The following is a 12,273-nucleotide window of genomic DNA, read 5'->3' as shown; positions in this document are numbered from 1 at the left end:
GGCGCTGCTCAGGCGTAGGCCGCGATCGGGTCGGTGAGCATGGCCTTCAGGTCCTCGCGGACCATCTCGCGGGCGAGCTCGCGGACGCTGGTCTCGTGCGCCCAGCCGAGCCTCGTGTGCGCCTTGGTGGGGTCGCCGAGCAACAGGTCGACTTCGGTGGGGCGGAAGTAGCGGGGGTCGACCTCGACCAGGCACTTACCGGTCTTGGCGTCGTAGCCCTTCTCGTCCTCGCCTTCACCTTCCCACCGGAGCTTGAAGCCGGCGTCCTCGAAGGCCCACTCCACGAACTGCCGGACCGTGGTGGTTTCGCCGGTGGCCAGCACGTAGTCGTCGGCTTGCTCCTGCTGCAGCATCAGCCACATGCCGCGGACGTACTCCCGGGCGTGGCCCCAGTCGCGCTTGGCGTCGAGGTTGCCCAGGTAGAGCTTTTCCTGGCGTTTGTGGGCGATGGCCGCGGCGGCGCGCGTGATCTTGCGGGTGACGAAGGTCTCCCCGCGCAGCGGGCTCTCATGGTTGAACAGGATGCCGTTGGAGGCGTGCATGCCGTAGGCCTCGCGGTAGTTCACCACGATCCAGTAGCTGTAGAGCTTCGCCACGCCATAGGGGCTGCGCGGATAGAAGGGGGTGGTCTCCTTCTGGGGAACTTCCTGCACCAAGCCGTACAGTTCCGAGGTGGAGGCCTGGTAGAAGCGGGTCTTGTCCTGAAGTCCCAGGATCCGGATGGCCTCGAGCAGGCGAAGGGTGCCGACGGCGTCGGCATTGGCGGTGTACTCGGGCGTCTCGAAGCTCACCGCCACGTGGCTCTGGGCGGCGAGGTTGTAGATCTCGTCCGGCTGCACCTCCTGCACGATGCGGATCAGGTTGGTGGCGTCGGTCAGATCGCCGTAGTGCAGGCGCAGCCGCGGGTCTTCCTCGTGCGGGTCCTGGTAGATGTGCTCGATGCGGCCGGTGTTGAACGACGACGAGCGCCGCTTCACGCCGTGCACGACGTAGCCCTTTCCGAGCAGAAGCTCCGTCAGATAGGCGCCGTCCTGGCCCGTGACGCCGGTGATCAGCGCGACCTTGCGGCCTTTCGCGTCAGGCATGTGAAGACCCCTCGGAGATGATGCTCATGCCGCTTTGAGACGTGCGGCGGTTGTTTGAGGCGACCGCTGCAAGAAGAGAGCCGCGCGGGTGAAATCTGCGATCAGGCCGGGCTTGCCCAGGGCCTGGGCGAGCCGCAGCCGGTGGGCGCGTTGCTCGGGGCAGGGCGGTTCGGCGGCGGCTTGCAGGATGGCGCCGGCGAGCGACAGCGCATCGCCGGGCGGGGTGAGGATGGACGAGGTGTCGAGGAAGGCTGCCAGCTCGGTGCCGGCCTCGGCGGTGACGACGATGCGCCGGCCGGACGCCAGCATGCCGCCGAGCTTCGAGGGCAGCAGCAGGTCGGCGGCGTCTCGCTCCTGCGGAAGGACGTGGAGATCGGCGAGGCTGAGGAACTCCGAGAACCGCGCCTCGGGCTGGAAGTCGTAGACGCGGATGTTCGGCAGCTCGGCGGCGGCCGCCTCGACCTGCGACCGCATCGGGCCCTGGCCGGCGATCGCGAAGACGATGTCGGGGCGGCCCTGCAACTCCCGGGCCGCGTCGATCACCAGCCGGACGCCCTGTTTTGCGCCGATGTTACCGGAGTAGAGGACGACGAAATCGCCGGGCTTCAGGCCAAGCTCCGCGCGGTAGGCCTGCGAGGTCTCTTGCGGGCGGATCTGCTCGAGGTCGACCCAGTTGCGGATCACCTCCACCTGCGCCGGATGGACGCCCTTCTCGAGGATCTTCTCCGCCATCCGGTAGGAGATGGTAATCACCCGGCCGAACGCGCGGGTAACCAGGCGGTCGTAGAGCGCCGCGGCCTTGACGAGCAGTCCGCCCTTGCCGAGATGGCCGACGGCGAAGGCAGCCTCGATCTCCAGGTCTTGCACGTGCAGCACGGTCTTGGCGCCTACCAGCCTGGCCGCCAGCAGGGCCAGCGGCGCCGTGAACAGAGTGGGCTCGACGGTGAGCACCACCTCGGGGCGGCGCTTGAGGATCTGCCAGAAGGCGACCGGCGCGGAGCTCAGCGCGAAGGACAGCGGCGCGAGCAGGCGGCGGATGCCGCGCATCTCCTGGTGCAGGTAGAGCGGGCAACGATAGACCTTGGCGCCGGCCAGGGTCTCTTTCGCGTAGTGCCTGGCGGAGTATGGCGCCTTGGCCTTCCAGCCGGGGTAGTGCGGCGGCGCGGTGACCACGCAGACGTCGTGACCCTCGGCTGCCAGGTGCTCGCCGATCTCGCCGGTGTAACGGCCCACGCCCGCGATCTCGGGGGCATAGTTGATGCCGTAGATGACGATCCGCTTTTTCAAAGACGCCCCCCGCCGTGGCTGACGGTCTTCCCCCGAAAACTCTGCCCCTCTCAGAGCTCAAGTGCTCCGCCGCCGAGGCTTGTCCCTACCGACGTTCGATAGCGCCCCTAATCGCTAGCTAGCAGGGGGCCGATCGCCGCAGCGCCGCCATTGTCCCAATCCTGCACACCTGAGCAGCGGCGTTGCAGGTGCTGCGCCAGATGTTCACCCGGCGCCGCCCTGCCACCTCGCCGTCAGGACCTCAGCTCACATAGTACTTCTTGTACTCCGCATAGTAGTAGCCCGGGTCGCCATAGCCGTACCGGGTCTGCTCCTTCATATCCATCTGCGTCAGGGCTACGCCGCCCAAGTGGGCGCCGGTGCCGTTCAGCAGGCGGAAGGCGGACTCGATCGCCTGCTGGGGCGTCTTGCGCCAACGGGCCAGGAAGATCACGGCGTCGGCTTTCGGCGCGAGGACGCGGGTGTCCGCCACCGGAAGGACGGGGGCCGTGTCCAGCACGACCAGGTCGTAGCGCGCGCGAAGCTCCGCAAGCACGCGATCCATGGCCACCGAGCCGAAGACGTCCTTCGGGGTGAAGGCGCTCTTGGCGAGGGGCAGGTAGTGGGCTCCGGTCGCGGCGTCGACCTGTATTGCGGCGTCCAGCGTGGCGTCGCCGCCCAGGACTTCGAGCAGCCCAACGCTGGGTTCTGCCCCGAGCACCCGGTTCACCGTCCGGCGTCGCAGGTCGCAGTCCACCACGATGGTCCTGGCGCCCTGCAGCGCGGAGGTGCGGCCCAGGCAGATCGACGTCGTCGTCTTGCCCTCGCCCGGGAGGGACGAGGTGACGGCGACCACCTTCACGGGCTCGCCGAGCCGGGCGTAGAGAATCGAGGTTCTCAGGTTCCGGAAGGCTTCCGCGAAGCTGGAAAGCGGCTTCTCGACCACGTAGTCGATGGGCGCGGCCTTGCTGCTATCGGCGACTGAGGCGAGGAGGGGAACCGCGCCAAGGTAGGAGGTCTCCAGGCGCCGCTCGACGTCCTCCGCAGTGGCCAGGCCGGCGTCCAGCATTTCAGCGAGCACCACGGCGCCGGCTCCGGCTCCGAGGGCGAGGAGCAGGCCCAATGCCAGGTTGAGCGGCACCTTCGGCGAGCTCTGGCCGGTCGGGATCTTCGCTTTGGAGACCACCCGCGCGTCCGATTGCTCAATGCCTTGCTGGGTGGAGGTCTCCTTGTAGCGGTTCAGGTAACTCTCGTAGAGCGTGCGCGAGGCTTCCGAGGTGCGCTGGAGCTCGTTGAGGCGGACCATGGCGCGGTTGTTGGCGGCCAGGGTGCCGCGCGCCCCGCCGAGACTGCCGGCGAGAGCGGCTGCGCGCTGCCGGGACACCGACGCGCGGGCCTCGAGGTTTGAGATGATCCGCTGGATCTCCTGCTCGATCTGGGCGTCTATGTCCGAAAGCTGGCGCTTGGCCTTCAGCATCTCGGGGTGGCGCTCGCCGTAACGGCCCTGCAGGTCCGCGACCTGGCCGCTGACCTGGGCGCGTTGTTCTCTAAGCTTCTGGACCACAGGCGAGCTCAGCGCCTCGCCGACGTCTTCCCCAGTCGACCCGGACGCGAGTTGGCGCCGCGCGGTGTTGAGGCGGGCCTCGTCCTCGGCGACCTGGGCGCGAGCCTGGGACAGGGTCAAGTTGTAGTTGGAAATCTCCTGCTCGGTCAGGTTGGTGCCCGATGCGCTCAGCAGGTTGTTGGCGATCTTGAACTGCTGGACGGCCGCTTCGTCCGCGAGCACTTGGCTGCGCAACTCGTCGAGGCGACTATTCAGCCAGCGCGTCGCCTGTTGGGTGGCGTCGAACTTCGCTTCCAGCTGTTCCAAAAGGTACAGCTCGGCGAAGGTGTTCGCGATCCGCGCCGCCTTCGCCGGTTGCTCGGATTCGAAGCTGACGTTGATGACGTAGGTGAGGCCGGCGCGCTTTACGGACAGATGGCTGAGGACCGCGTCGACGACGCGCTCATGCTGCTTCTGCGCTTCGATGGGGGAGAGCCGTTCCTGCGGCTTCTCCCCGCCAAACACGCCTGCGACGCCGCTGATCACCGCACCGAGGCCGCTCGGCTCCCTCAGCGTGCTGTTGAACTCCGGATCCTGGCCGAGCTTCTGCGCCTTGACGACCCGCTCCGCGAGCTGCCGCGACTTCAGAATCTCGACCTCGGTGTCGACGACGCTGGAGTCGGCGGGGAGGCCGGACAGAACCTCCTCCACGTTGGTGACCCGCTCCTGGCGGGTGTCCAGCATGACGTTGGCCGTGGCCGTGTACATCGGCGTGGCGCTCAGGGTCAGCAGGATGGCGGTCAGGAACACCAGCAGCGCGATCCCGCCGGCCAGCCGGATGCGGCGCCGGAAGGCGGCATACAGCCGGCGCAGGTCGATCTGGCCCAGCGGGGAGACGGAACTGGAAAAGGACCCGCGCTCCTCCATGTCCGATGCGGGAACGGGACTATGGATGTTCATTTTGGCAGCCTCGAAGATGCAGCGCCCAGATCACTGCAGGAGCTGGGCCAACAATCATAGCGCCGCACCGATGCGACCGGTGCGGCCTATGCGCGCTGCCTAGAACTGCGCCGTGAGCGTGGCGGCGATCTTGTTCTGCTTGAAGTCGGTGCCGACGCCCTTGACCGTGTCGCGACGGTCGTAGGCGTAGCTCGCCGCGAGGCCGATGCTCCGGTTCAGCAGATAGGTGGCGCTGACGCCGGCGCTCTGGCGCTCGTCGCGGCGGTTGATGATGTCGTACTCGTCCTCGCCGTAGGCGGCGCGCGCGGTGAGGATCACGTTGCGCATCAGCTCGTGGTCGACCTGGGCGCCGATGTTCGACGACAGGTAGGCGCCGGTGCCGGGGGTGGCGCTGTCCTCGACGGTGCGCGAACCGGTGAAGGTCACGGTTGTGAGCTGCGTCGGGAACCACTCGACCTGGGCGCGCGCGCCGAAGCCGTCGATATCCTCGAGACGGGCATCATCGAAGGACTGCTTCAAGTAGCCGACGGCCACTTCGCCACGGGTGACGGCGCCCAGCTCGAAGTTCGCGCCGACCAGGAACTGTATGCCGTCCGAGTCCCGCCCGGCTTCGGTCGCGGTAGCGGCGCGATCGTACTCCCGCTTGTTGCCGATGACCTCGAAGAAGAGCGCGGTGTCCGGGCTGACGGCGTAGTCGACACGGCCGGCGAGCAGGCTCACGTTCCGGTCGCGGAAGGTCTGGTCGATGATGCCGCCGCCGATGCGGGGCGGGCTGTCGTAGTCGAAGCGCTGGAAGGCGTAGCGACCCTGGAAGCGCAGACGGTTGACCGTGTGTTCGCCGATCAGGCGCAGGGAGGCCAGGTCGTACTGGGTCGGCTCGGCGCCCGCGCCCGGGCTGTCGGGCGAGGTTCGCGGCTCCGTCAGCTTCGCCCAGTCGAACGAGCCCGTCAGGCTCGTAAAGCGGAGCAGGTCCAGCCGGCCATTTAGGCCCGCGCCGTAATCGGTCGTGTTCTCGCTGTCGAAATCCTGGTAGCGGTTCAGGATCGCGCGGGCATAGGCGCCCAGTGCGTGCCGCGACCAGTCCGAATTGAGCGCGACCTCCGGCGTCACGCGCCAGATCAGGTCATCCACCTCATCGCCGTCGGTCGCGAAAATATTGTCGTTGTGCTCCGCCGTGACCGAAACCTTCGGATAGGCGAGGAAGCCCCCCACCCGGAGACCGCGCGCCTCATAGCCCTCGCGGGGCCGCTGGCTGACGGCGACGTTGCGATCTCGCGCGAAGAGGCTGGCGGCCTCCGTCGGCAGGGCCATCCCGACGCGCTCCGCCGTGGGCCCGATGCTGGACTGCGTCGAAGGCGTGGCTATCGGGCCGCCGGCCGGCGTCTGCGCCAGCGCGGCGGTGGAGTACCCGCCCACGAGAAGCATGGCCGTTCCGGCGGCCAAGATCCGCTTATCCCCAATCACGATCACTATCCCCTGTTCGTGTACGTGCCGCTGCGCCCGTGTGCGCATGCAGCTCGGGCAAGCCCCCCAAAGCTTGCCCTGTAGAGTTCTCGGCTAGCCGCGGTAGTCCGGCACCACCGGCGGCGCGGGCGGCGGCGGCGGCGCGGGCGGCTGGACCGTACCGGTGGTCGTCTCTCCCGTCGGGGCCTGCGCCATTTGTGTCGGCGGCGCGCTAGTTTGGGTCGCCACCGTCTGCTGAGTGTTGGTCACAGCAGCGGTGACCGCCGGGCTCGTGATGCCTTGGCTCGCCAGCGTCGTGTTGGCGGTGGTCAGCGCGGCTTGGGCAACCGCGGGCGAAACCGCCGCGGTGGTCAGCGTGCTGGCGATAGCTTGTTCGACGGCCGCCTGCTGGGCGCCCGCGTCGGCGCCGGCGGACGCGGCCACGGCGGTCTGCACGGCGGCGGCCACGGCAGTGGAGACGACGACGGTCTGCTGGGCCTGCACCGCGGCGGCGACGGCCGGCGTGGTCGTGACGCCGGAGCTGGCGAGGTTGCTGACCGCGGCGGCCATGGCCACGTTGGCGACGGCCGGCGGGGCCTGGGCCACCGCGAGGGTGGTGGCGATCGCCTGCTCGACCGCGGCCTGCTGCGCTGCAGGCGTCTGGCCCGCGCTGCTCGCGGCGGCCGTCTGGACGGCCGCCGTGACGGCGGTGGCGACCACAGCGGCCTGCTGCGACTGGACAGCCTGGGCCACGGCGGGAACCGCCGTCAGGCCCTGGCTGGCCAGGGTTGTGACGGCCGTGGCCATGGCGGCGTTGGCCACCGCTGGCGGCGCCTGGGAGGCCGCGATGGTCTGGGCGATGGCGGCCTCGACCGCCTGCTCCACGACCGGCCCGGGCTGGCCCTGGTTGGCGGCGACCGCGGCCTGGACGGCCTGGGCGATGTCGGTCGCCAGCGCCTGGGCCGAGCCCTGGTCCTGGGCGGTGAGCTGGGCCAGCGCCGTGCCGCCCACCATCGTCGCGCCGCCGATCGCAGCGACGGCCACGAGGCTACGCATCGCCGCGCCGAGGCTCATATTCTTAAGGTTCATAGCTTGCCCCACAACATCGCCCAACTCGATTTCGAGAGTTAGCCTCATAAGCTAGACCACACGGAAAGTCGATCCTAAATCAAATATTCACATTCCCGGCATTCCCCGCGACTGATGCAGTTTTGCGACACTCTAGGGCGAGTGCCGGTCAAAGCTGCTAATCCAAAGGGCCGCCGCTAGACGTCCGCTGGGATTGCGGACGCTGGCCAGCACCCGCGGCACGTTGACGTCCCGGCTTCTGAGCCGATGGAAGGCGCGGGCCTCCTCATAGACAGCTCGCCGTGCGTCGGGCGTCAGGTGCTCCCAATGCTCGAGTCCGAAGCCGATGCGCCACGCCGCGATATTGGGGTCCACGGGGAGCAGATCATAGGACTGGCTGAAGAGCTGCACGCCGGCAGGCGTGAGCCGGCCATGGCGCAGGAAATCTATGTAGGCCAGTCGAAGCCGCGGGCTGTTCTCGTAGGGCGCGACGGCGAGCGCCTCCCGCGACTTGCGCTCCGCCCAGTCGACGTCGGCGGCCGAGGGCGAACCCAGCACGCGGCGATAGGCGGCTTCGTCGTAGCCCTGGCTGAAGCCGAGGGTCAGTGGCGGCGGTCCAAGCGTCGCGCCGGTGTTGAGGACCACCAGGCCCCCAAGGCTCAGGAGCCCGCCCGCTGCGGCGAGGGTGGCCAGGATCGCTGTCGTGCCGCGTTCGGTCATCGGCGGGAAGAGCCCTGGCCGGCGCTGAACTGCAGTCCGAGAAGCAGGCTCCAGAAGGCTGCCATGGAATATGTCTCGAGGGCGAAGTCGGTGAGGCCGTGGACGAGCACGACAAGGTCCGCAGCTAGCAGGCCGAAGAGGACCGCGGTCATGCGTGTGCGCCTCAAGGCGTTGCGGGTGGCCAAGACCACCACGCATCCGATGGCCGCGAACATCGGGATGGCGGCTAGCAGCCCCCCCTGTTCCAGCCAGGAGAGATAGACGTTGTGGGCCGCCCGGACGTTCCAGATATCGGCCGCGTTGCGCGCATCGAGCAACAGCCGGTTCAGGGTGTCGAAACTGCCCAGGCCATGGCCAAGCCACGGCGCGCCCTTGAACGCTTGCCAGTGCGCCTCGAAGACCTCCCGACGGCTATCGAGCTCCCAGCCCCTGCCCATGAGGCGGGCGATCAGGACCTCGCCGGCAAAGGCAAGCAGGACGGCGCCTGCGACGAGCGCGAACACCGCTGCGATGCTGGCCCGCGAGAGCTTCGTTCGGCCGCTGAACACCTGCAGGGCTCCGAAGGCGAGAAGCCCCGAGGCCGCGGCCGCGAAGCCGCCGCGCGACGCCGTCGCCAGCAGGCTCACGGCCAGAAGGAGCGCCGCGCCGGCCAAAGGCGCCGTGCTGCTGAAGCGGCGCCGGACGGGTGCCGACCGTGCCCGCGAGACGCCGGCCCCTACGGTCATCAGCAGGAGCGTCCCGAACAAGGTGGCTGCGGTGTTGGGGCCGGCGAAGGTGCCCCCGAGGCGGTTTACGGACGGCCCAAGCCGCCCACCGGCGAAGGTCAGGAACGACCAGAGGGCGATCGCTGCGCCCAGTACGAGGATGACGTTCACCGTCAGGCGGGCTCGCTCGTCGGATGCGCCCGCGGCCAGGCCGACGCCGAACAGGCAGGCCAGCCCCAGGAGCTTGATCAGCTCCAGCAGGGTCTGGGACTTGTCGAGCGTCGCTGCGCCTGGCGCTATGCCGACGTAGGCCCAGACCGGATGCGGTCCGCTGGGAACGAACGGCGTCATCGACCAGAGCGCCACGAGAACGACGACGCCGAACAGCGCTGCGGGCAGGGTGAGGTCGCGGATGCGCCCGAGTTCGCGCCGCAGCTTCGGGGTGGCGAGGCAGGCGCCGAGCAGCAGGGCCCCGAGCAGCGCCAGCGTCAGCGCCGTCTTTGGCAGCATGGCGCCGTAGAGGGCGTGGCCGGCGAAGATCAGGGCCGGGGCGGCGAGCGCCAGCCACCGGGCGTCCTGCGCCCACCAGCCGGGCGTCCACCATGGCGCGCCGACCCTGTCCTCCGCCCGAATCTGCACGCCACCCCCGCTTCGATCGCGCGGGAACAAAGCCTAGTGCAGGCTGGCGAGCAAGAGGCGGGGCGCGCTCGTCTCCAGCGCCGGGCCGGCGGCGAACGCCCAGCGGGCGGCGGAGCCCGCCACCTGCCGCTCGCGCCACTGGTAGGGGGTCTTGGTCCACGGCAGGACCCACGGGCTCAGGTTGTCGAGGACGTATTCGCCTGCGTCGGTGTCCACGAGCAGGACCGCGTGGCTCTGGCCCCTGGACGTGGTGACGACGGCGATGGAGAGGGCCGCCTTGGGGAGGCCCGCGGCGACGAGCGCGCGCCGCTTCTCGAGCACATAGTCCTCGCAGTCGCCGACCTTGCCCCCGGCCTGCAGCGGCGTGCTCCAGATCTCCTCGACCCCATAGGCCTCGGCGTCGGTGCGCTGGACGATCGCGCGGTTCACCGCCTCGTTGGTGCGGGTGACCAGGGACCACAGTCGGGGGGTCAGCGGCAGCTTCTCGGCGGCCGCAGAGGCTTCGGCGACCGCCACGGCGGGCAGGGCGGCGTCCGCGGCGGAGGGCGCGACCGGCGCCTGCAGCTGCTTCGCGAACACCTGGGTCCAGTCGTACCGGAAGGCGGCGTCGGCCGCCGGAGCAGCGGCCGTGACCGCCGGGATCACGGCCTTGGGCGCAGGCGCACTCGTCCCGAAGACGCCGCTCCAGTCGAACTGGATGGCGGCGACCGAGGTGGACGCCGCCTTCGGCGCGGCCCGGTTCATCGCCTCGAGCTCCGCGGCCGAGGCGCCGCAGTCGCCGGGCTGGCGGCCGCAAAACTCCACGAACCCGCGCGGGGCGGTCGCCGCGGCGCCGAGCGCCATCGGGGCGGAAGGCTCCGGCAGGGTCGCGCAGGCCGCCGCGGAGAAACCCAGGCCGAGCATGAGCGCGCGCTGGGCCAGCGTATTGAAGTAAGACACCACACCACACCCAAATTTGTAGTTGTTGGGTGGGTTGTGCGCCCTGTCGCTTTAACGTTGATTGTAGATATATGCTTTCAACAGTCCGAAAGCTTATGGTTCCGCTCCCGTTTACCAAACTTGAGAGAAGTAAACTGGAATTATCCACTTAATCCCGCGTTAGTCATGAATCCGGCGCGAGCTTTGCTGTACGTTTAGGAACTTGTGTCGGCGTGACGCGGGCGGGCCTATTTCCCGCGGAGCAGGTCTGAAGTAGAAAGCCGGGTTCGAGGGGACCCGCACGTGCGGAGCGTTGCGTCATGAAGAAGTTCGTTGGGCTGCTCGTCGGCGCCGTCCTGGCCGTCTGCGGCCTCATGCTGCCGGCGGTGGCGGTCGGCCAGGAGGCGGAGGCGACCCGTGAGGTGCCCGAGTACCGGCTCGGTTCTGCCGACAAGATCCGGGTGATCACCTACGGCGAGGAGTCGCTGACCGGCGAGTTCACCGTTGGTGGATCGGGCAAGGTGTCCTTGCCGCTGATCGGCGAGGTCGATGCCGTCGGTCTCACGGCCCGGGAGTTCCAGGAGCGCGTCGAGACCGCCCTGAAACACGGCTACCTGAAGGACCCGCGCGTCAGCGTGGAGGTGCTCAACTACCGGCCGTTCTACATCCTCGGCGAGGTGAACAAGCCCGGGGAGTATCCCTACACCAACGGCCTGACCGTCCTGAACGCCGTCGCCACGGCGGAGGGATTCACCTACCGGGCCAACAAGGGCAAGGTGTTCATCAAGCGCGCGGATGGCGAGAAGGAAGAGGCCTACCCGCTCACCAGCACGACCAAGGTGGCGCCCGGGGACACCATCCGCATCGGTGAACGGTTCTTCTAGCCCACTGCGGTGCGATCCCGAGCCCTCGGCCTCTCACCGTGCTGCGAGCGGCAGGCGCCAGGCCGCCGCCATGGGGCGCCCAGGGTTCGCGGCGGTTAAGCCTTTCGTAGCACGAACCTTTAACCCCGCTCGGCGTTACCTGGGCTCGACGCTCCAGGGAGACGCCCGTGGCCTACATTCAGCTGACGCACTCTGACCAGCGCGGAACCCGTTTGCCTCTGGGAGCCAGGCTTGCGGTCGTGATGGGGGTATCGGCCGCCGCGTGGGTCGGCCTCTTCCGGCTGGTTGGCCTGATCTAGCTCAGTACGCCTGCGGATCGCGCAACAGGAGCAGGCCCGTGCGGAGCAGGACGACAAGCTCCAGCTTCAGCGACCAGTTCTCGATGTAGTACAGGTCGGCCTCGAGCCGCGCGCGCACGCAGTCCAGACCGCGCACCTCGCCGCGAAGGCCAGTGACCTGAGCCAGGCCGGTGATCCCCGGACGCGCCTGGAAGCGGCAGTGGTAGCCCGGAATGCCCGCACCCCACTGGTGGTCGTGAGCGAGCGCGTGCGGCCGGGGCCCCACGAGAGACATCTCGCCCTTCAACACATTGAAGAGCTGCGGGAGCTCGTCGACGCTGAACATGCGCAGGATACGGCCCAGCGGTGTCACCCGGGCATCGTTCTTCTTGGCCTGTGCGATGTCGTCATCGTCCTCGGCGACCGTCATGGTGCGAAACTTATAGATGACGAACGGCTGGTTGTTCAGGCCGGTGCGCCGCTGGCGGAACAGCACCGGGCCCCCATCCTGGACCTTGATGGCCGTGGCGACGAACAGTAGGACTGGCAGGACGAAGAACAGCACAGTCAGCGCCATAAGCAAGTCGAAGATGCGCTTAGCGCGGCTCGTGGCGACGCGTGGGGCGCTGGCCGAGGGCTGCACCACGCGTGGCGCACGCTGAACGACTGTCTCGAAATTGGTCACTAGAGCCCCCATCCGGCTGTTGCTCAGCAACCTGAGCAATCGCCGTGCCCCTAATAGCTAACCAACCGTTACCATGGATT

10 protein-coding genes are annotated in these 12,273 nt (G+C 68.5%); 1 reads left to right on the top strand and 9 read right to left on the bottom strand.

The window, feature by feature from the left end; translation table 11 throughout:
* Window positions 1–8: 8 nt before the first annotated feature.
* The 8 genes from gmd to VM685_RS16590 form a co-directional block, all read right to left on the bottom strand.
* Window positions 9–1,085: a GDP-mannose 4,6-dehydratase gene (gmd, locus tag VM685_RS16625; protein ID WP_325461295.1), complete on the bottom strand. Its 1,077-nt coding sequence runs from the start codon at window positions 1,083–1,085 to the stop codon at window positions 9–11.
* A gap of 24 nt (window positions 1,086–1,109) precedes the next feature.
* Window positions 1,110–2,372, bottom strand: coding sequence for a WcaI family glycosyltransferase (locus tag VM685_RS16620; RefSeq protein ID WP_325461294.1), 1,263 nt, complete (start codon window positions 2,370–2,372; stop codon window positions 1,110–1,112).
* Window positions 2,373–2,613: 241 nt separating this feature from the next.
* Window positions 2,614–4,821, bottom strand: a complete 2,208-nt coding sequence (locus VM685_RS16615; protein WP_325461293.1) for a GumC family protein — start codon at window positions 4,819–4,821, stop codon at window positions 2,614–2,616.
* Window positions 4,822–4,953: 132 nt separating this feature from the next.
* Window positions 4,954–6,366 (bottom strand): outer membrane beta-barrel protein, encoded by a 1,413-nt coding sequence (locus VM685_RS16610; RefSeq protein ID WP_325461292.1) that lies wholly within the window; start codon window positions 6,364–6,366, stop codon window positions 4,954–4,956.
* A 45-nt stretch (window positions 6,367–6,411) separates the two neighbouring features.
* A complete protein-coding gene (locus tag VM685_RS16605; RefSeq protein ID WP_325461291.1) occupies window positions 6,412–7,386 on the bottom strand; it encodes a hypothetical protein in 975 nt (324 codons plus the stop codon).
* A gap of 132 nt (window positions 7,387–7,518) precedes the next feature.
* Window positions 7,519–8,085 carry a hypothetical protein gene (locus tag VM685_RS16600; protein ID WP_325461290.1) on the bottom strand — a complete coding sequence of 189 codons (567 nt, stop codon included), beginning with the start codon at window positions 8,083–8,085 and terminating at the stop codon, window positions 7,519–7,521.
* Window positions 8,082–9,458, bottom strand: a complete 1,377-nt coding sequence (locus tag VM685_RS16595) for an O-antigen ligase family protein (protein WP_325461289.1) — start codon at window positions 9,456–9,458, stop codon at window positions 8,082–8,084. The genes VM685_RS16600 and VM685_RS16595 overlap by 4 nt, the downstream gene beginning before the upstream one ends.
* Before the next feature lie 3 nt (window positions 9,459–9,461).
* Window positions 9,462–10,367, bottom strand: coding sequence for a transglutaminase-like cysteine peptidase (locus VM685_RS16590; protein WP_325461288.1), 906 nt, complete (start codon window positions 10,365–10,367; stop codon window positions 9,462–9,464).
* 299 nt (window positions 10,368–10,666) lie between these two features.
* Here VM685_RS16590 and VM685_RS16585 point away from each other — a divergent pair, with 299 nt between their 5' ends.
* Window positions 10,667–11,230: a polysaccharide biosynthesis/export family protein gene (locus VM685_RS16585; protein WP_325461287.1), complete on the top strand. Its 564-nt coding sequence runs from the start codon at window positions 10,667–10,669 to the stop codon at window positions 11,228–11,230.
* 300 nt (window positions 11,231–11,530) lie between these two features.
* On the opposite strand, the gene VM685_RS16580 is transcribed toward VM685_RS16585, so the two are convergent.
* Window positions 11,531–12,193, bottom strand: a complete 663-nt coding sequence (locus VM685_RS16580; protein WP_325461286.1) for a sugar transferase — start codon at window positions 12,191–12,193, stop codon at window positions 11,531–11,533.
* Window positions 12,194–12,273 lie beyond the last annotated feature (80 nt).

The organism is Phenylobacterium sp. (genome assembly GCF_035539035.1).
Lineage (GTDB): Bacteria > Pseudomonadota > Alphaproteobacteria > Caulobacterales > Caulobacteraceae > Phenylobacterium.
The sequence above is the reverse complement of the archived record's forward strand: the minus strand, read 5'-3'. Positions and strand labels throughout refer to the sequence as shown.